At 71.5% G+C, this 19,646-nt stretch carries 17 protein-coding genes; 11 read left to right on the forward strand and 6 right to left on the reverse strand.

Annotated features, from left to right (window positions below):
- The 5 genes from HKK72_RS25310 to HKK72_RS25335 all read left to right on the forward strand — a co-directional run.
- Window positions 1-397 (forward strand): ArsR/SmtB family transcription factor (locus HKK72_RS25310; RefSeq protein WP_261987172.1); only part of this gene is annotated, 397 nt, incomplete at its 5' end.
- Window positions 394-651, forward strand: coding sequence for a hypothetical protein (locus HKK72_RS25315; RefSeq protein WP_187236924.1), 258 nt, complete (start codon window positions 394-396; stop codon window positions 649-651). The genes HKK72_RS25310 and HKK72_RS25315, both read left to right, overlap by 4 nt.
- A 180-nt stretch (window positions 652-831) precedes the next feature.
- On the forward strand, window positions 832-2,958 hold the full coding sequence (locus HKK72_RS25320; RefSeq protein WP_187236925.1) for an MMPL family transporter: 2,127 nt from the start codon (window positions 832-834) through the stop codon (window positions 2,956-2,958).
- Between the two features lie 602 nt (window positions 2,959-3,560).
- Window positions 3,561-5,387 (forward strand): CocE/NonD family hydrolase, encoded by a 1,827-nt coding sequence (locus tag HKK72_RS25325; protein WP_187236926.1) that lies wholly within the window; start codon window positions 3,561-3,563, stop codon window positions 5,385-5,387.
- Between the two features lie 267 nt (window positions 5,388-5,654).
- Window positions 5,655-8,861 carry a BTAD domain-containing putative transcriptional regulator gene (locus HKK72_RS25335; protein ID WP_187236927.1) on the forward strand — a complete coding sequence of 1,069 codons (3,207 nt, stop codon included), beginning with the start codon at window positions 5,655-5,657 and terminating at the stop codon, window positions 8,859-8,861.
- Here the strand turns inward: HKK72_RS25335 and HKK72_RS25340 are convergent.
- The 3 genes from HKK72_RS25340 to HKK72_RS25350 form a co-directional block, all read right to left on the reverse strand.
- Window positions 8,851-10,473 (reverse strand): ABC transporter permease, encoded by a 1,623-nt coding sequence (locus tag HKK72_RS25340; RefSeq protein ID WP_187236928.1) that lies wholly within the window; start codon window positions 10,471-10,473, stop codon window positions 8,851-8,853. The genes HKK72_RS25335 and HKK72_RS25340 overlap by 11 nt on opposite strands.
- A complete protein-coding gene (locus tag HKK72_RS25345; protein WP_187236929.1) occupies window positions 10,470-11,387 on the reverse strand; it encodes an ATP-binding cassette domain-containing protein in 918 nt (305 codons plus the stop codon). Before HKK72_RS25345 ends, HKK72_RS25340 begins: the two co-directional genes overlap by 4 nt.
- Window positions 11,388-11,604: 217 nt before the next feature.
- A complete protein-coding gene (locus HKK72_RS25350; RefSeq protein WP_187236930.1) occupies window positions 11,605-13,770 on the reverse strand; it encodes an MMPL family transporter in 2,166 nt (721 codons plus the stop codon).
- 352 nt (window positions 13,771-14,122) lie between these two features.
- Between HKK72_RS25350 and HKK72_RS42345 the strand changes: the two genes are divergently transcribed.
- Entirely contained in the window at window positions 14,123-15,280 is a 1,158-nt protein-coding gene (locus HKK72_RS42345) for a sensor histidine kinase (protein ID WP_222721112.1), read from the forward strand.
- Between the two features lie 97 nt (window positions 15,281-15,377).
- Window positions 15,378-16,055, forward strand: coding sequence for a response regulator transcription factor (locus tag HKK72_RS25360; RefSeq protein WP_187236932.1), 678 nt, complete (start codon window positions 15,378-15,380; stop codon window positions 16,053-16,055).
- 156 nt (window positions 16,056-16,211) lie between these two features.
- On the opposite strand, the gene HKK72_RS25365 is transcribed toward HKK72_RS25360, so the two are convergent.
- From HKK72_RS25365 to HKK72_RS25375, 3 genes are all read right to left on the reverse strand, one after another.
- Window positions 16,212-16,571: an arsenate reductase family protein gene (locus HKK72_RS25365; protein WP_187236933.1), complete on the reverse strand. Its 360-nt coding sequence runs from the start codon at window positions 16,569-16,571 to the stop codon at window positions 16,212-16,214.
- A gap of 239 nt (window positions 16,572-16,810) precedes the next feature.
- Window positions 16,811-17,272 (reverse strand): VOC family protein, encoded by a 462-nt coding sequence (locus HKK72_RS25370; RefSeq protein ID WP_187236934.1) that lies wholly within the window; start codon window positions 17,270-17,272, stop codon window positions 16,811-16,813.
- The gene (locus HKK72_RS25375) at window positions 17,269-17,856 is read right to left on the reverse strand and encodes a DinB family protein (RefSeq protein WP_187236935.1); all 588 of its coding nucleotides are present in this window, start codon (window positions 17,854-17,856) and stop codon (window positions 17,269-17,271) included. Before HKK72_RS25375 ends, HKK72_RS25370 begins: the two co-directional genes overlap by 4 nt.
- A gap of 62 nt (window positions 17,857-17,918) precedes the next feature.
- On the opposite strand from HKK72_RS25375, the gene HKK72_RS25380 reads away from it, so the two are divergent.
- The 4 genes from HKK72_RS25380 (at window position 17,919) to HKK72_RS25390 (ending at window position 19,527) form a co-directional block, all read left to right on the forward strand.
- Entirely contained in the window at window positions 17,919-18,917 is a 999-nt protein-coding gene (locus HKK72_RS25380; RefSeq protein ID WP_187236936.1) for a helix-turn-helix transcriptional regulator, read from the forward strand.
- Window positions 18,914-19,069 (forward strand): hypothetical protein, encoded by a 156-nt coding sequence (locus HKK72_RS25385; RefSeq protein WP_187236937.1) that lies wholly within the window; start codon window positions 18,914-18,916, stop codon window positions 19,067-19,069. The genes HKK72_RS25380 and HKK72_RS25385 overlap by 4 nt, the downstream gene beginning before the upstream one ends.
- Window positions 19,070-19,171: 102 nt before the next feature.
- Window positions 19,172-19,348 carry a Scr1 family TA system antitoxin-like transcriptional regulator gene (locus HKK72_RS42850; protein WP_222721114.1) on the forward strand — a complete coding sequence of 59 codons (177 nt, stop codon included), beginning with the start codon at window positions 19,172-19,174 and terminating at the stop codon, window positions 19,346-19,348.
- Window positions 19,339-19,527 carry a DUF397 domain-containing protein gene (locus HKK72_RS25390; protein ID WP_187236938.1) on the forward strand — a complete coding sequence of 63 codons (189 nt, stop codon included), beginning with the start codon at window positions 19,339-19,341 and terminating at the stop codon, window positions 19,525-19,527. The genes HKK72_RS42850 and HKK72_RS25390 overlap by 10 nt, the downstream gene beginning before the upstream one ends.
- Window positions 19,528-19,646: the final 119 nt, after the last annotated feature.

The raw sequence follows: 19,646 nt of genomic DNA on the forward strand, positions 1-19,646 counted from the left end.
GGTAGCTGTCACCATGGCTGCAGGTCAGTACGAAGGGGGTGCGATGGGCCAGGTCCCGGTGCCGCCGACCGGGGACGAGCTGTTGAAGGTTCTCGCGGCGCTCGGCAATCCGCATCGGCTGCGGATCGTCGCCGCGCTCGCCGAGGGCGGACGCAATTACGTCAGTCGGCTTGCGCGGGAGCTGGGGATCGGCCGCCCGTTGCTCCACATGCATCTGCAACGGCTGGAAGCGGCCGGACTGGTGACCGGTTCGCTGGAGCTGTCGGAGGACGGCAAGGCCATGAAGTTCTTCGAGGTAACGCCGTTCATGCATGTACTGACCCCTGACGTCGTCGCGGCCGCGGCTCGGACGATCAGCGAGGAAGGGAAAACGACCGTGAAGGGAACGGCGAAATGACTGGAGAGGACTGGGCGGGGGTGGTCGGCGCCGGTGGTGTCTTCCTGCTCCTCATCGTGGTCGTCTGGCAGGTCGCCGCAACGTGGCGTGCCCGCATGCTGGCGGCCCGCGAGGAGCAGTACAGGCGGCTCGCCGCCAAGTACGCCGAGCTACTGGAGGACAACGTCGAGCTGCACCGGCGCACGCTGGAGGAACTGACGCAGGCTCGCGCCTCGATCGTCTCGATGGAGAAGATGATGCGCTCCATCGAGTAGCACCACGCACAGGGCCGTACGGCCGGGAGCGCCAACTCCCGGCCGTACCGATGGAGAAACACAGCAGGCATCAACCCGTACGCCACGGCAGGTCGTCACACCTGCAGCGCCGTGGCGCGGGCCTCGTACGCCCCTGCGCCGGTCGGGGACCGGCCGCACTCCACACTCAGGAGACTACTCATGAACGCGCTGCTCAGGCGAGCGGCGAGCGCCCCCGGCGGTCGCCGCACCAAATGGCTCGTACTCCTCGCATGGCTGATCCTCCTCGTCGTGCTCGGCCCGCTCGCGGGCAGGCTCGGCGACGTCGAGGACACCAGCGCCAACGCCTTCCTGCCGGGCGGGGCCGAATCCGCCCAGGTCAACACGGAGTTGGAGAAGTTCCGTACGGACGAGATCATGCCCGCCGTGCTCGTCTACACCGGCCGGGGCGCGGACGCCACGGCCACCGCCGACCGGGCCGCCCTCGCGCGGTTCGCGGCCGAGGGCGAGCAGGTATCGCCGCCCATCCGGTCCGAGGACGGCAGGGCTCTGATGACCGTCGTCCCACTGTCCACCGAGGTCGGCGACGTCACCGACACCATCGACGACATCCGCCGGATCGCCGGCGCCGACGTGCCGCCCGACGTGGACGTCGCCGTCGGAGGTCCCGCCGGGTCGCTCACCGACCAGGTCGCCGTCTTCGACTCGCTCGACTCCACTCTGATGATCGCCACCGGCCTGGTGGTGGCCGCCCTGCTGCTGATCACCTACCGCAGCCCGTTCCTGTGGCTGCTCCCGCTGCTGGCGGTCGGCTTCGCCGCTGTCCTGACCCAGGTGGGCACCTATCTGCTCGCCAGATACGCGGAGCTTCCCGTCAATCCGCAGAGTTCGGGCATCCTGATGGTGCTGGTCTTCGGCGTCGGCACCGACTACGCCCTGCTGCTCATCGCCCGATACCGCGAAGAACTACACCGCCACCAGAACCGGCACGAGGCCATGCGGATCGCGCTGCGCCGCTCGGGACCGGCGATCCTCGCCTCCGCCGGCACCATCGCCGTGGGCCTGGCCTGCCTCGCCCTCGCCGACCTCGACTCCTCCCGCTCCATCGGCCTGGTCGGCGCGGTCGGCGTGCTCTGCGGCCTCTTCGCGATGACCAGCGTCCTGCCGGCGCTGCTGGTCATCGCGGGCCGCTGGGTGTTCTGGCCCTTCGTCCCGCGCAACGGCACACCTGCCCGCAAGGCCGACACCGTCTGGTCACGCATCGGTGCCGCAGTCGCCCGCCGGCCCCGCTGGTCCTGGACGATGTCCCTGGCCTTCACGGGAGCTCTAGCGCTCAGTGGAGCCGGCATCAGCCTCGGCCTGCAGCAGTCCGAGATGTTCCAGGACAAGCCCGAGTCGGTGGTCGCCCAGGAGAGGATCTCCGCGCACTACCCCTCCGGTGCGTCCGACCCGGCGACGATCGTCACCAGCGCGGACAGGACGGCGGAGGTCAAGGCCGCCGCCTCCACCGTGAACGGTGTCGCCCGGGTCGAGGACGGCGATCGCACGACCGACGGCGAACTGGCCGCACTGTCCGTGGTGCTGAAGGACGTCCCAGACAGCCAGTCGGCCAAGGACACCATCGATGAGCTGCGCGAAGCCGTGCACAAGGTCGAGGGCGCCGGCGCGCTCGTCGGCGGCACCACCGCCCAGACCCTCGACACCGAGCGGGCGACCGACCGCGACCTGACGACCGTCATCCCGGCCGTCCTCGCCGTCGTCCTGCTCGTCCTGATCTGGCTACTGCGCGCCCTGATCGGCCCACTGCTGCTGCTCGCCACCGTCGTCGTCTCGTACTTCGCCGCGCTCGGCGCCTCGAACCTGCTCTTCGAGCACGTCTTCGGGTTCGCCGGAATCGACTGGTCCATCCCCCTGCTCGGCTTCGTCTTCCTCGTCGCCCTCGGAATCGACTACAACATCTTCCTGATGCACCGCGTTCGGGAGGAGACCGGCCGCATCGGCCACACCAACGGCGTACTTGAGGGCCTGACCAGCACCGGAGGCGTCATCACCTCCGCGGGCATCGTGCTCGCCGCCACCTTCGCCATCTTCGTCGGAATGCCCCTGGTGCCCATGGTTCAGATGGGTGTCCTCATCGGTATCGGCATCCTGCTGGACACCTTCCTGGTCCGTACCGTCCTGGTGCCCGCCCTGGCGCTCGACCTCGGCCGCTGGTTCTGGTGGCCCGGCCGCCTCTTCCACAACCTGGGCCGACGCGACGCCACCGAGGAGGCACCGCACACGACCGGGGCCGGCCTGCCGCCGTCGGGCGTGCCGAAACCGGGGTGAGCGCCAGGTGTCCAGGCGAGCGTGGCCGTCACCACCCGCTGAGTGACGACCGGGGTGCGGGTATCCAGGCCCCGACATCTCGCGCGTGGTGCGGGCGTGCCGCCGTACTACGGCCCGTCCTTAACGACAGGCCGATCTGGCTGGCCAGCATCCGAGCCCGCACCGCGTAGCCGCCCGCCGAAACGATGGCCTGGCCGCCCGCCGGCGCCGCCATCTGCGCGCGGCACCTGCACTACCCGCTGGCGACACGTGGGCCTGAGCGAACACCCGTATCGGGAATAGCGCAGATCCGAACAATGCACCTCCGCCGGTTACGCGCGAGGGCTGAACAGCCGGCGCATCAGGTGAGGCCCTCTGGACGTGTCGTCTGCATCGCTCGGTGCAGGCCGAAGGCACGAAGAACAGCCATGCCGCGAACACGCGGCGTCATTGCTGCTGATGGGCCCCGCAGTTTCGACCGCGATGACGGAGACGGCAATTGCGGCGCGTTCGAGAGCGGCTGAATCCGAGGCGAGCGAAGATCGACAACTCCGGAGAAAAAACTTACTCTCGCTAAGCAACCCGGGCGGCTCTCGCCTGGAGCTGATTTCAGTGGAGCTTGTATGAGCTTTCGCAGGAAGGCATCGGCCGTCGCGGCGGCCGGTGCACTGGCCACCATCACCACCCTCGCCGCCGGCGGTTTTTTGCCCGCGTCGGCACAGGCCGCACCGGTGTCTGCGGCATCTGACGCCCCGATCACCCATGAGCAGAACCCACGGGTTCCCGAGGGCGCGGCGTGGACGGAGGCATACTTCCCGTCCTCTGACGGCAGCGATGTCGAGCTGCACGCCGACGTGCTACGCCCGGCACACCTACCGGCCGATGCGAAGACGCCGGTGATCCTTTCTGTGGGCCCCTACTTCGCGCACGCGGGGCAGACTGATCCCGAGGGGTGGGACCGGGTTGGGCCGTCGGCGCGCTTCCAGGACTTCATCGACGGTGCACACCTGATGGCGCGCGGCTACACCTTCGTGATGGTCGACCTGCGCGGCTTCGGCGGGAGCACCGGATGCCTGGACTTTCTCGGCCCGGGGGAGCAGGCCGATATAAAGGCGGCCGTCGAGTGGTCGGCCAGCCGACCCTGGTCGACCGGCAAAGTGGGCATGTACGGCAAGTCGTACGACGCCAACACCGGGTTGGCGGCCAATGTCCTCAAGCTCAAGCCTCTGCGGGCGATCGTTTCCCAGGAACCGACGTGGAACAGGTACAACTACCTGTTCAGCAATGGGGTGCCGCGGTCCAACGTGACCAGCACCCCGCGGGGATATGGCTCGATCGCGACGATGCCGCCGCTGAGTGATGACAGCGACCGCTACAAGGCGAACGCGGAGTATGAGGCGAGCCACCCCGAGTGCCTGAGTGACAACCTCACCGACACCCAGGACCCCGACCCGAGGTCGCCCTACTGGCGTGCCCGCGATTTCGCCACCCGCGCCGCTGGGACCCAGACGCCCCTGTTCGTCACGTCGGGCTTCATCGAGGACAACACCAAGCCCGAGGACATGGAGCAGTATCTCGACAACCACAAGGGCCCGGAGCGCGGCTGGCTCGGCCAGTGGGAACATGTGCGCGGCAACGAGACCAACGGCGAGGGTCGGCTCAAGATGGGACGGGCGGGCTGGTTCGACGAGGTGATGCGGTTCTACGACCAGTACCTCCGTGGCGCCAAGCCGTCAGTGACCGACCCGGCCTTCGCCATCGAGGACAGTCTCGCCCACTGGCGGGCGCAGGCGACCTGGCCGAAGACCAACACCTCGTACCGGGTGCGGCTGTCGTCCGGGCGGTACGTCGACGACGGCGGCGCCGCGCACAATGCCCCCCTGCCGAAGACGGCGCCGCAGGCCAAGGGCTGGGACATCGAGGACGGACCGCTGGCCGGCCCGCTGTCGCATGCCCAGACGGGACCGCACCGCGCCGACGCACCCGGCGACAGCCTCTGGACCTGGTCCACGCCCGCCGCCAAGCAGGTGCGGGTTACGGGCACGCCGCAGATCACGCTGAAGACCGCCGGTCGGGGCAACGTGTGGGTACGGCTCTGGGACGTCGCTTCGGACGGCACGGCGACGATGTTCGACGAGAACGCCGCACTGCTGAACGGCAGCCGATCGACCTCGATCGACCTGAAGGCGACAGACTGGACCTTCGAGCGAGGGCACCGGCTGGGGGTGCAGATCGGGACCATCAACTCAACCGGCTGGCGGGACGTACCCTCGGGCCAAACGATCAAGGTTTCCGACGCGCGACTGGCCTTGGGCGTGCAGGACCCACGGTTCGACGCGCCGACCCAGGGTGACCGCTCGCCGTACCTGGACCAGTACCTGACGGCGAACACCACCACGCTCAGCAACGTCGGGAAAGGCACGTTTCCGCTGAGGGTCTCGCGGCACTGACCATGCGACTTCCCGGCACACACGCGAACGTCTCGCCCTTACGCAGATGGACCAGCACCAGCAGAGCCTGACGTCCCGGGTTCAGCAGCCGCCAGACCGAGCCGACCTTCTTGCGATGCCGGCCGGCGATCCCGGCCACGTAGTTCAGCGTTGACTGCACTTTGGGCACGCGATCCACCAGGTCGAGGCCAGTGTCCCCGCCGGCGGCGGACCTATGGAACACGGCCTAGGGCCGATCCCGCCGAGTCGGATGGCAGAGTGGGCGGTATGCGCGTAGGCATCCTGGGGCCGCTCGAGGTGGTGGCCAATGGCGAGATCGTCGAGATCGGGGGTGCCCGGGTCCGCACGTTGCTCATCCGGCTGGCCATGGACGCGGGCCGCGTGGTCACGGTGGAGTCGTTGGCGCGGGCGCTGTGGCCGGAGGGCGGCCCGGCTAACGAGGCGCACGCGCTGCAGTCGCTGGTGTCCCGGTTGCGCCGGGCGCTGCCGGACGGCGTGGACGGGCCCGTCCTATTGGCGGCGGCTGCGGGTTATCGGCTGGACCTGCCCGCTGACTCGGTGGACTCGCTGCGGTTCGAGCGGCTCACCGGACAGGGCCGACGCGCGCTCCAGGAAGGCGACTTCGAGGGGGCCGCGCTGCGGTTGCGGGAGGCGGCCGGTTTGTGGCGGGGCGAGCCGCTGGGCGAGGCGGGACGGAGCCCTTTCGCCGCGGCCGCCGCGGCGCGGTTGACCGAGCTGCGGCTCACCGCGGCCGAGGATCGCGTGGCGGCCGACCTGGAGACCGGGGCCGACCCGTCCGCCCTGGTGGCCGAGTTGGAGGAGCTTGCGGCGCTGAGCCCGCTGCGGGAACGGCCGCGCCATCTGCTCGTCAAGGCCCTGCATGCGGCCGGCCGGCGGGCCGAAGCGCTGACCGCGTACGAGGCGTTCCGCCGCCTGCTGGCCGAGGAACTCGGCACCGATCCCGGCCCGGAGCTGCGGGAGTTGCACCTTGCCGTGCTCCGCGGCGAGGACGTGACGCGGGCGGCGCGAAACCGGCCGTCCGACGACGGCCGCCCGCCCGGCAACCTGCGGGCTCCGCTGACCAGCTTCATCGGTCGCGCCGAGGAGCAGACCCGCATCGCCAAGCAGCTCGCGGAGGGCCGGCTGGTCACACTCGTCGGCCCGGGCGGCGCCGGTAAGACGCGGCTCGCCACGACCGTGGCCGCTGCGCTCGCCGGTGAGATGCCCGGCGGGGTCTGGCTGGTGGAACTGGCGGCCCTGACCGATCCCGCAGACGTGCCACGCGCAGTCGTCCACGCGCTCAAGCTGCGCGAGGGCGGCCGGCTCGACGCGCCGACCGTGCCCCGGGACGTGACGAGCCGGCTGGCCGAGGCGCTGTCGGGTGCCGAGACGCTCCTCGTCCTGGACAACTGCGAGCATCTCGTCGACGCCGCCGCTCGGCTGGTCGAGGATCTGCTCGGCCGCTGTCCGCGGTTGCGCGTCATCGCCACCGGCCGTGAGCCGCTCGGCATCACCGGCGAGGCACTGTGCCCGGTGCCCCCGCTCGACCTGCCCGCCCCGGATCTCGGCCCCGCCGCAGCCGTGGGCGCCACGTCGGTACGGCTGTTCGCCGACCGCGCGGCCGCCGTTCGGCCCGACTTCACGGTCACCGAGCACAACGTACGGCCGGTCGCCGAGATCTGCCACCGGCTGGACGGCCTGCCCCTCGCGATCGAGCTGGCCGCCGCCAGGACGCGCACCCTGCCGGTCGAGGAGATCGCGCGTCGGCTCGCCGATCGGTTCGAGCTGTTCACCGGCTCTCGTACGGCACTGCCGCGGCACCGGACGTTGCACGCCGTGGTCGACTGGAGCTGGCGGCTGCTCGACGACGAGGAACGCCGGCTCGCGCGGCGGCTCGCGGTGTTCCCCGGCACGATCACGCCCGAGTCGGCCGCCCGAGTGGGCGGCCTGCCCCCCGATTCGACCACCGCGCTCAACCTGCTCTCCGCGCTCGCGGACAAGTCGCTGCTGCAGTCGGTGCCGGGCTCGGTGCCGCGCTACCGAATGCTGGAGACGCTGCGGGAGTACGCCCTGGAGCGGCTGGACGACGCGGAGGAGACGGCCGATGTACGCGCGGCCTACCGCGACCACTTCCTCGATCTGGTCGAACGGGCCGAACCGCACCTCCGCGGCCCTGACCAACTGCCGTGGGTGGCCCGGCTCGTCGCCGAACGCGGAAACCTGCCCGCGGTGCTGCACCTGGCCTGTGATTCCGGTGACGCCGAGACCGCCGTGCGGTTCGCGGCCGCGCTCGGGCCGCTCTGGACAATCAGCGGCGAGCACGGCGAGACCGCGAGCCGGTTGCGGCTCGCCCTGGAGGTCCCCGGGCCGGTGCCGAGGCGGGCCACCGTCAACGCCGCCGTCTTCTATCTGATCAACACCGTGCTGTCCGGCGGGCACGCGGACGCCCGCGCCACCGTCGAGTGGCTGCGGACCCGGCTCGACGGGACGGACGACGACCCGGCTCATCCCGTCTCCGTGCTCCTCGAACCCGCCATCGCGCTGTGCACCGACGATCTGGCCGCCGGTGCGGCGGCGATCGAGGCACGGCTGGCACATCCCGATCCGTGGACCCGGGCGATGCTGTGGCTGATCCGGGCGCTGCTCGACGCCAACCGGGGAGATCTCGCCGGGATGCACGGGGACCTCGCGACCGCGGTCACCGCGTTCCGGTCGGCCGGGGAGCGCTGGGGGCTCGGCCATTCGCTGACCTACCTCGGGTTCACGCACAGCGTGCTCGGAGACTTCGCAGCGGCGATCGAGACGCTGGAGGAGTCGATCCGGTTGCTGCGCGAGCTGGACCCGGATGAGGGCGCCGTACAGCAGCGGGTGCTGCTGGCCGAGGCCCGCGCCCGGCTGGGCGACATCGCCCGGGCCCGCACGGAGCTCCGTGCGATGGTCGAGCCGGGGGTGCGCCCGCCGCCCGCCGACCGCCTCCTTCTGCTGAGGATCACCCTCGGAGACCTGGCGCGTTACGCCGGTGATCTGGAGGACGCCGCCCGGCAGTACGACGCGGCCGCGGAGCTCGGCCGGGCGCCATCGCTGTTGCCGCACGCTCGCGCCATGCTCGGTGCCGGACAGGGCAAGCTGGCGGCCGCCACGGGTGATCTCGAGGCGGCGCGGCGGCATCTGACCCAGGCGTTCGGCCTCGCCGTGGAACCGCCGGACATGCCGATCGCCGCTCTCGTCGGTGTCGGCGCGGCCCGGCTGACCCTCTGCCACGGTGCCGCCGGTACGGCGGCGGAGGTGCTGGGCGCGGCGCACGCGCTGCGCGGCGCGCCCGACACGTTCGCGCCCGATGTCGCCGGGCTGCTGCGGGAGCTGCGTGAGCGACTGGGCGAGCACGCCCACGAGGCCGCGTACGCCCGCGGGCTCGGCATGGGCCGCGACGACGCGCTCGCCCTCATCAAGGCCCAGCTGCGCGTTACCCCGTGATGTCGCGTCGTCGCAGCCCGGCCAGGCCGGCGGCGGTGAGCGCCGCCGCGACGGCCGTGAGCCAGACCAGCGGGGTCGTCGTCAAGGCCCCGCCCGGCAGCCTCGGCACATGCGTGAACGGCGAGACGTCCAGCGCCCACTGGTCCAGCCCCAGGGCCGCACCGACCTGGCCGAGCAGCACAGCCGCCGCCGCGAACGCCCAGGCGCCGAGAGCGAGCCGGGGCAGCAGCCCGACCAGCGCCACCGCGACCGCCGCCACGGCCAGGGCCGCCGGTATCTGCGCGAGCGAGCCGGCCAGCATTCGCGGCAGCTGGTCCGCCAGGTCGTCGGTCCGCAGCCCGTGCACCAGGCCGACGACCAGTCCCGACACCGCGATGATCGACACCGTTCCGGTGGCCGCCACGACCAGATGACCGGCCGCCCAGCGCACCCGTCGCACCGCCGCCGCCAGCACGGGCTCGGCGCGCAGCCCGGTCTCCTCCGACCGCACTCGCAGCACCGCTGCGACCGCGAACAGCGCGGCCGCCATACCGGCCACCCGCAGGACCCAGGAGAGGAAGCTGTCGGTCAGGTCGCCCGCTCCGCCCAGCCGAGTGATCACGTCCGCGGCGTTCTCGTTGTTCCCGGCCGTGGTGCCGATGTCATGCGCGCTCGCACCGAGAACGGCCGCGACGAGTGCCACCCCGGCGGTCCAGCCGATCAGGCCGCCCCGTTGCAGCCGCCACGCCAGCGCCCAGGGCCCGGACAGCCGCGGCGTCGCCCTGGCGCGGCCGGGTCGCGCCTGGATCACTCCTGCGCCCACGTCACGGCGAGCGCTCAACGCCACCGCGACACCGGCGAGGACGGCGCCGGTCACGACCAGCAGCCCGATCACCCACCAGCGTTCACCGGCGTAGGCGCGCACGCGCTGCGCCCAGCCGATCGGCGACAACAGCGACAGCCGCCCCACGGCGGTGCCGCCGTTCACGTCCCCCACGGCACGCAGGACGAACGCGACTCCGAACCCCGCCAGCGCGACCCCGGCGGCGGTCCTGGCGTGCTCAAAGATCTGCGCCGTCACCGCGGCGACGCCCGCGAAGACCCAGCCGGTGCCGGCGACGGCGAGCCCGAAGGCGAGCGAGCCGCCCGCCGGCAGGCCGAACCCGATCAGGCTCACTGCGGAGAGCGCGCCGATCGCGAGCTGCGTTCCGCCCACCACGGCCAGTGCCGCCGCCAGCCGGGCATGTCGGCTCGTCGCGGCCGCGCCGACGAGCTCCGCGCGTCCGGTCTGCTCCTCGGCGCGGGTGTGCCGCACGGTCAGCAGGATGGCGGCCACCGCGGCCAGGATCAGTGTGATGGTGCCGATCTCGTGGACCGTGATCCCGCCGAGGGTGTCGGTGCCGGCCCCGGGACCGCCGATGGCCGAGTTCGTGCCCGCGGTCGCGGCGTAGTCCCGCCGGTCCGCCGGATCGGCGTACAGGCTCGTGACGGACGACGCGGTCGCCGCCACGAGACCGGCCGTGAGCACGACCCACCCGCCGAGCCGGATCCGATCCCGCCGCACCCCAGCCCGGGCGAGCACACCCGCCCCCGCGAAGGCCATCGGCGTCGGCAGCGCCCTCAGTGCCCTCATCGCGTGCTCTCCTCGCGCGGGGCGGGCTCCCGGTCGGTTCGGTAGTGCCGCAGGAACAGCTCCTCGAGTGTCGGCGGCCGGCTGACCAGGTCGCGCACCCCATGATCGGCCAGCTCGCGGAGCAGCGCGCCGAGCCGGTCGGCGTCGACCCGGCAGTGCACGCGAGTGCCCTCGATCCGCACGTCGTCCGCGGCGGACAGGGCGGCCGGGTCGGCCGGCGGCCGTTCCAGGGTGGCGTCCACAACGGTCCGGGTCAGATGGCGCAGCTCCGCCAGGGTTCCGGCCTCGACGATCCGGCCGGCGCGGATGATGCTGATCCGGTCGCAGAGCCGTTCCGCCTCGGCGAGGATGTGGCTCGCGAGCAGCACGGTACGCCCGGCCCGGCGCTCCTCGGCCACGCATTCCATGAACACCTCGGCCATCAGCGGGTCGAGGCCCGAAGTCGGCTCGTCGAACACGAGCAGTTCCACGTCCGAGGCGAGCGCCGCCACGAGCGCGACCTTCTGCCGGTTGCCCTTGGAGTAGGCCCGAACCTTGGTGCGCGGATCGAGTTCGAACCGCTCCAGCAGCCGCTCGCGGCGGCGCGGGTCCAGGCCGCCGCGCAGCCGGCCGAGCAGGTCGATGACCTCTCCGCCGCTGAGCGCCGGCCACAGGCTGACGTCTCCGGGGACGTAGGCCAGCCGCCGGTGCAGCTCAGCGGCGTCGCGCCACGGGTCGCCGCCGAGCAGCCGGGCGGTGCCCGCGTCCGCGCGCACCAGGCCCAGCAGGATCCTGATCGTCGTGGTCTTGCCGGCGCCGTTGGGGCCGAGGAAGCCGTGCACCTCACCGGTTTGCACGGTCATCTCGACGCCGGCGAGGGCGGTGGTCCGGCCGTAGCGTTTGACCAGGCCCTCGGCCTGGAACGGATGATTCATGGGCGCAGGCTGCCGCCGCGGCCTCGCAGAACGCCCACAGATCGCTGTCAGCCGCCGGTCTCGTCCCCGCCCTGTGCCGCGCCGGCCACCAGGGTCGGCGCGGCGCCCGGTGTCAGTGCAAGGGGCGGCAGAAGGTCCGGATGTCGTCGATGAGCAGGTCCGGGCCTCCGTCGCGGCAAACCGCGACCACCGCTCCCAAGGCGTGGGGACCGTGGCATCAGCCGCGCCCGGACGCGCCGGCGGGCACCTGCTCGGACCGCCGGGAGACGTCGTCAGCGCCCTCCAGGCCCACGTGGGGCAGCCGGAGATCGAGCCAGCGGGGCAGCCACCAGTTCGCCCGGCCCAACAAGGCCATGGCCGCGGGCACCAGCACCATCCGGACGATCGTCGCGTCGAGCACGATCGCCGTCGACAGCCCCAGGCCCAGCATCTTGACGAGCGGTGACGGGTTGGCGATGAAGCCGAGGAACACCACTGTCATGATCAGCGCGGCGGAGGTGATCACGCGGCCCGTGCCGGCGATGCCGCGGGCCACCGACTCGGTGGTGTCGCCCGTGGCGTCGTAGTTCTCGCGGATGCGCGAGAGCAGGAACACCTCGTAGTCCATGGACAGGCCGAAGAGGACCGCGAAGAAGATCGTGGGCAGCGGGGATGCGATCGGGATCGGCTCTTCCAGGTTGAACAGGTCCTTGAGCCAGCCCCATTGGAACACGGCGACCACGACGCCGTACGCGCCGCCGATCGACAGCAGGTTCATCACCGCGGCCTTCAGCGGCACCGCGATGGAGCGGAACACGACCATCAGCAGCAGGAACGACGCGGCCAGGATCGCGGCGATGAAGATCGGCAGGGTGTCGCCGAGCTGCTCGGTGAGGTCATCGGTCATGGCGGTCAGGCCCGATACGGAGACATTGGCGGGGACGAGTTCGCGGACGCGGGCGAGGGTCTCGGACGTCGCGGCGTCCGTGGGTGCGGTGGTGGGGATCGTGGGCACCACGATCGTGTCCCCGGCGGGGGAGGTACGCGGCTCGCCGACCATGGCGATGCCGGGGTCGGCGGCGATGCGCGCTGACAGCGCTGGGAGGTCCTGGGCGTCCACGCCCGGGCCGCGCAGGTCGGCGACGAGCAGCAGCGGAGCGTTGAAGCCCGGGCCGAAGCCCTCCGCCAGCAGGTCGTAGGCGCGACGGTGCGTGGTGCTCGTCGAGTCGTCACCGGCGTCCGGGAAGCCCGTCTCCATCGACAGCGCCGGGGCGGCCAGCACGAACAGCACCGCCGACGCGACGATCAGGTACGGCCACGGCCGACCGGAGACACGGTGGGCGAAGCGCCACCAGGCCGTGTCCTCGGCCTGCTTGACGGGCCGCCGACGGCCGACGAGCCGCCAAGCGTCGATGCGGTCGCCGAGCAGCGCCAACAGTGCCGGCAGCAGCGTGAGAGCGGTGGCCACGGCGAAGAGCACGACCAGCGAGGCGCTGAGGCCGACCGAGATCAGGAAGCCCAGACCGGTCAGCGATAGGGCGGCCATCGCCACGACGACGACGCCGCCGGCGAACAGGACGGCGGAGCCCGCCGATCCCATGGCGTTCGACAGCGCGGTGGGGTTGTCCTGACCGGCGGCCCGGTTCTCGCGGCAGCGGGCCATGATGAACAGGGCGTAGTCGATCCCGACCCCCAGCCCGATCATCGCACCGATGGTCGGCGCGGCACCGGAGACGTCCATCGCGCTGGCCAGCAGCGTGATGCCGCCCAGGCCGATGGCGACCGTCACCAGGGCGAGCGCGACCGGGACCAGTGCGGCGATGATCGTCCCGAACGCGACAAGCAGCACGACCAGCGCGGCCAGCACGCCGACCGCCTCGGTACCCGAGCTCACTGGCTCGGCGTTGATGAACGCCGCGTCGCCGCCGAGCTCCGCCACGACGCCGGTGTCCCGTACGGGCTCCATCGCGTCGATGATCGCGGCGAGCGACTCCGGGCCGAGCTCCGTCGACGGCATGTCGAATGCGATCTCGGCGAAGCCGATGCGCCCGTCGGGCGACACCGTGCCGGCGGTGAACGGAGCGGCCACCGTGGTCACGTGCTCCACGTCGCCGATCCGGGCCACCGCGGCGTCGATGGCGGGCCGGTGTCGCTCGAGCCGCTGCCCTTCCGGCGCGGCGAACACCGCCATGGCGCTGCCGCCGGCCGCTTCGGGGAAGCGCTCCTCGAGCAACTCCATCGCCTGCTCACTCTGGCTGCCGGGGGCGACGAAGTCGTCGGCGAACGTGCCACCGGCAGTGCCCGCCGACCCCATGACGATGAGGACGGCGACCGCCCACGTCCCGATCGTGACCCATGGTCTGTGCGCACTGGCGGCGCCGATACGACGGATGATGCGATGCATGACGGTGCTCCTTCGGTGCTCCGGTTCAGGCGACGGGTGCGCCGGCAGCGGCGCCGTGCTCAACCGTGCGCGCCGGGACCGGCGCGGTCGCCCGCCCGCGGACGGGTAGGCCTTCCGTCGCGAGGCGGGTTGTGTGCAGCCGTCGGCGCGGGCTGTTCCCGCCGGACGGCGGAGCCCGCATCCGCCTGCAGGCGGATGACCACACGTACGGCCTGGCTTACGGTGGGGCCGTGCCCGCTGACGAGCCGCGACGGGCCACCTGATGTCTCACCGTGGAGCGATGGTGAACCGCATGACGCCGCCTTCCCGAACGCCTCTCGGGCACGCCCCGAGTCTGTTTCGGGGCCCCTTCGTGCGCTGGCCACGCGCCGCGGACGCCGTTCTCGCGCTCGCGGTCTTCCTCGCGACGGTGTTCGTGATGGACGCACCCGGCGATGCGCTGGCCATCCGTCCCATCGGCGACGTCCCGATCGGCGCCCTGCCGGTGTTCGCCGTGGCCGGCGCGGCGCTGTACTGGCGCCGGCGCGCACCGCTGGTCGTGGTGGGCGTGGCGGTGACCGCCTGGGCCGTGACGCTCGGCGGCCTCGTCGACAAGGACCTCACCGGGGTGGTGACACTCGTTGCCCTGTACAGCGCGGGCCGGTACTCCACCGAAGATCGATGGGCCTGGATGGGAGTCGCCGCGGCCATCCTGGTGGTCAACATCGAGGGCCTCACCGATCCGGCCCCGTGGCAGGACGCCGTCGTCTACGGCAGCGTCGCCATGTTCGGCACGTGGTACGTCGGGCGCCGCCTCCGGCTGCGCGGGGAGCGCACCGCCCAGTCGCTGCGGGAACAGGCCGCCGAGGCCCGCCGGATCGTGGCCGAGGAACGGACCCGCATCGCGCGCGAACTGCACGACGTGGTCGCCCACCGGGTGAGCCTCATGACAGTGCAGGCGGGCGCGGCCAAGGCCGTGGCCTCCGAGGACCCCGCCGGCGCCCTGCGGGCGATGGGAGCGGTGGAGGAGGCCGGACGCCAGGCGCTCGACGAGCTACGCCACCTGCTCGGGGTCCTCCGACCGGAGACCGACCTTGACGGACTGGGCCCCCAGCCCGGCCTCGCGGATCTCCCCCGGCTCGTCGAGCAGATCCGCGGGGCCGGCGTAGAAGTGTCGCTGGCGACGGACGGGGCGTCGGCCGAGCTTCCGGCCCGCGTGGACCTGTTCGCGTACCGCATCGTCCAGGAGGCACTCACCAACGTGCTCAAGCACGCCGGGCCCGGTGCCCACACCGAGGTGCGGCTCGGCACCGACAGGAGCGGGATCGTCATCGACGTGCTCGACGACGGTCACGGCGCCGCCACCGCCATGCCCGGATCGGGTGCCGGCCCGGGCGGCACAAGAGGTCACGGCATCATCGGGATGCGGGAGCGGGCACTACTGTTGGGCGGCACCCTCGACGCTCGGCCGCGCCCGGGCGGCGGGTTCCGAGTCGTCGCCCACCTGCCCACCGGAGGCGAGCCGGTTTGAGCGAAACGACGAGCCGCCAGGCGAGGAGTGCAGCGAACAACTCAACACAGCGGGTTCGTTCACGCACCGACGAGCCGCCAGGCGAGGAGGGAGCCGCGTGAGCATCCGTGTCGCCGTGGTCGACGACCAGGCGCTGGTCCGGGGAGGCTTCGCCATGATCCTGCGGGTCCAGGAGGACATCGAGGTCGTCGCCGAGGCCGGGACCGGGCTCGAGGCGATCGAGGTGGCACGCAGGCATCGCCCCGACGTGATCCTCATGGACATCCGGATGCCCGACATGGACGGCCTGGAGGCGACCTCCAGGATCCTCGCCGAATCCGACTGGAACGTCCGGGTGCTGATGCTTACCACGTTCGACCCCGACGAGTACGTCTTCAAGGCATTGCGCGCCGGTGCGAGCGGCTTCGTGCTCAAGGACATCCCCACCGACCAGCTCGCCAACGCCGTCCGCACCGTGGCCGACGGCGGGGCGCTACTGGCCCCGTCGATCACCCGGCGCCTCATCGGCCAGTTCACCGAGCGTCTCACCGTCAACGCCGCCGTCTCACGCCGCCTGGACCGCCTCACCGACCGGGAGCGCGAGGTGATGGCCGCCATCGCGCGGGGAGCCAGCAACTCGGAGATCGCCAAGGAACTCTTCATCGGCCCCGCAACCGTCAAGTCGCACGTGTCGGGCATCCTCGCCAAACTCGGCCTGCGCGACCGCACCCAGATCGTGATCTTCGCCTATGAGAGCCGGCTCATCGAGGCCGGCGACCACGACGTCGGTCACTGAGGTATCGACAAGCGCTTACCCTGGCTGGGGTTTGCCTGCCGTCGCCGCGAGGGCGGCCAACTCCCGGGTGCCGGACGCCGGGACGGCACGATCGCAAACCATCCCCCGGTGGCTGCGCGCCGATTCGTGGGCCACCTCGAGAACGTGCTGACCGGCTCACTGGTCGAGCAGCGACCGTACAGCCTGCTCGGTCCGGCCGACCACGGCAGGGCCGTCCTTGACCGTGATGATCGGCCGCTGGATCAGGATCGGGTTCTCCGCCAGCGCCCCGATCCAGCGGTCACGGTTGTCAGCGTCGCGGGGCCAGTCGGCCAGGCCGAGTTCGGCGGCCCTGGCCTCTCCGGTCCGGGTGATGTCCCACGGTTCGAGGGCCAGCCTGGCCAGCACTTCGCGGATCTCATCGCCGGTCGGCGGATCGTCCAGGTACCGGCGCACCGTGTACTCGGCGGTCGCGTCGTCGAGGATCGAGAGCGCGGAACGGCACTTGGAGCACTCGGGATTGATCCAGATCTCCATGGTCTCTGCCGCCTTTCATGAACTGGTGAGGGCGACGAACTCGCCGCGTGAACGGGCGTCCTCTCGGAGGGTTCCCAGCAGGGTAGAGGTCACGGTGCGGGGACTCAGGGCCCGCACACCACGCAGGGTGTGGGTGCCGAATCTCGTGTCACCTCATGCGACCGCTGAAGCACCTCGTCACCGCCGGCCACCTCGGCCGCAAGACCGGCCGCGGCTTCCGCGACTACAGCTGAGCTGCGTCAGTCCAGGCAGAACTCGTTGCCCTCGGGGTCGGTCATCACGATGAAGCCGGCATTCATCGGGGGAGCGGGCTCGAAGCGACGTACCCGCGTTGCTCCCAGCGCGACGAGCCGGTCGCACTCGACCTCCAGCGCCGCCATCCGCTCCTCTCCCTGCAGTCCGGGAGCCGCACGGACGTCGAGGTGGACGCGGTTCTTGGCGACCTTGTCCTCCGGCACCTGCTGGAAGAACAGCCGTGGACCGTGCCCGTCCGGGTCCTCGATGGCCGATCTCGTGTTGCGCTGCTCCTCCGGTACGCCGACCCGCGCGAGGAAGTCGTCCCACGCGGCCAGCGGGTCGGCGTCCTCGGGCAGGTCGACTCCGGGCGGACCGGGGTGGACGTAGCCGAGTACGTCTCGCCAGAAGAACGACAGCGCCCGCGGGTCGTGGGCGTCGAAGGTGACCTGGAGGTGGCGGCTCATCGGGTTGCTCCGTTCGTAGCGTGTTTCGTATGCAGGTAGAGGTCGCGCAGCAGGCAGACCTCGGACAGGTGGTGGATCAACTCGCGGTGGATATGCAGCACCAGATCGGCCATCGGCGCCTCGGGGAAGGGCTCCTTCGCGCCGATCGGGTCCCGGAGCCCGGCGTCGCCGAGGCCGGGCACCCCGGCCAGCCAGACATCGAGCTGGGCCTCGAGCTGGTCGAGCGCGGTGGCCGCGCTGCCGGCGTACTCCCAGGTCTCTTGCGATGCCGCCGGCGCGCCGAAGTGAGCCGCGTTGCGCGCGGCGAGCACGCCGACGATGACGTGACCGAGTCGCCAGGCGATCGTGGTGAAGGCCGCGGGGACCGGCACGGGGAAGGCGTAGTCCATCGTGAAGTCCCCGGCACCGAGCTGCACGGGCGCCGTCGAGCTGCCGCGCGGCCGCACGCTCCAGGCCTCCGGCACCGGCGACCAGAAGTACTCGTCGTCGGTGAGGCCGTCGAGCCGGGCTCGGAGCTGATGGTTCCAGTGGAACTCCCACTGCTCGCGCAGCGTCCGGTTCCAGTCGAGTTCGTCTGCATCCATGGAGCCACCCTCACACCTCTAGCGGACAGGATCGGTCCGCTATCTCTGGCAGGGTGGGCGACATGGACGTGGCGAGCGGTGACGAGCGGGGTACGACGGAGCGGGTGCTCACCCTGCTCGGGCTGCTGCAGCAGCGCCAGGTCTGGACCGGCCCCGAGCTCGCCGAACGGCTCGGGGTCACGCCGCGCACAGTACGGCGTGATGTCGAGCGGCTGCGCACGCTCGGCTATCCGGTGCATGCCAGCCAAGGTGTCGGCGGCGGCTACCAACTCGGCCCGGGGCAGGACCTGCCGCCGCTGCTTCTCGACGACGAGGAGGCGATCGCCACCGTGGTCTCACTGCTCGCCGGCGCGGGTGGCGCGGTCGCCGGCGCCGGCGACGCCGCACTCCGGGCGCTGACCAAGCTCGACCGGGTGCTGCCCACCCGGCTGCGGCACGAGGTGCGCGCGCTCTCCGGCTCGGTGGAGTCCTTCGGCGGAGGCCGCACGCCGGTCGACCCCGAGGTGCTCATGACATTGGCCAGAGCCTGCCGCGACGAAGTCGAGGCCGGCTTCGACTACCCGTCCGGGAGCGAGGTGCGACGGCGGCGGGTCGAGCCCTACCGCCTGGTCGCCTCCGACCGGCGCTGGTACCTCCTCGCCTACGACCTCGATCGCGACGACTGGCGCAGCTTCCGCGTCGACCGGATGACCGATGTTTCTGCACGGACCTGGCGCTTCCGCCCGCGCGCGGCGCCTGACGCGGCGACGTACGTGCAGGAGGGGGTGACGAGTCGGGTCTACCCGCACCAGGCGCGCTTCCTCGTGCACGCGTCGGCCGACACGGTGCGCGCGCAGATTCCGGCGTCGGCGGCCGTAGTACGACGGCGAGGGAGCGAGCTCTGCGAGGTGCTCAGTGGCGCCGCCAGCCTCGACTTCGTGCTCATGCACGTGCTCCTGCTGGGGCACGACTTCGAGGTACTCGACCCTCTGGAGCTCGGGAGGCGCTGTCGCACATTGGCGGAGAGACTGCTGTCGGCCGGTGCAACGATCTCACCGGTGCCGGACGTGGAGGAGTTATGAACTACCACGCCAGCGCCGAGGACCGCTTCCGCTGGCTCTATACCGAGCACCGGCGTGGGCCCGTGAACATCCGCTGGTACGTCCACAGCACGCACAGCGCCGAGAGGACCCAGGGCGCTGACCGCCACCACGGCGCCACCGCGTACCGCTGAAGGTGCCGACCAACCACCATCAGCGCTCGCCCTCGTCCGTGACGCCGACACGTCCCCTCCGAGGTCCATGACGGGCTCTCGGGCTCGTTCATACTCGCGACGATGGAGGACCGCAGCGAGGTAGCGTATGTGGAAACGGCCGTGCGCGGTCTGACCATGAGCGGCCGGGACGAAATGGCCAAGCTCTCCGAGTCGCTGGCCTCCCTTCGGGCGAGTGCTCTCTCCGTACGGCACTCGCAAGAGTTGATCCGCAGAACGGTGGAAGAGAGATGGACCTGAGCCGCGCCACGTGGCGCAAGGCGACCCGCAGCACCGACAACGGTGGCGACTGTGTGGAGATCGCGGGCCTTCCGGGCGTCATCGCCGTCCGGGATTCCAAGAACCCCGGCGGCCCCGCGCTGGTCTTCGGCCGCGCCGCCTTCCGCGCCTTCGCCGCCCAATTGAAGCAGCAGCGTTGAAGCAGCAGCGCTGACGCGATGCCCAGCCGCCTGGCCTGAAACGCCGTGGTGAAGTCCGAGGCGCGGACCGTGCTGTATGTGGGCGGCTCAGCCGGAGATGACCACGGGACGCGGTGCGG

The sequence above is a fragment of the Actinomadura sp. HBU206391 genome (genome assembly GCF_014323665.1).
Lineage (GTDB): Bacteria > Actinomycetota > Actinomycetes > Streptosporangiales > Streptosporangiaceae > Actinomadura_C.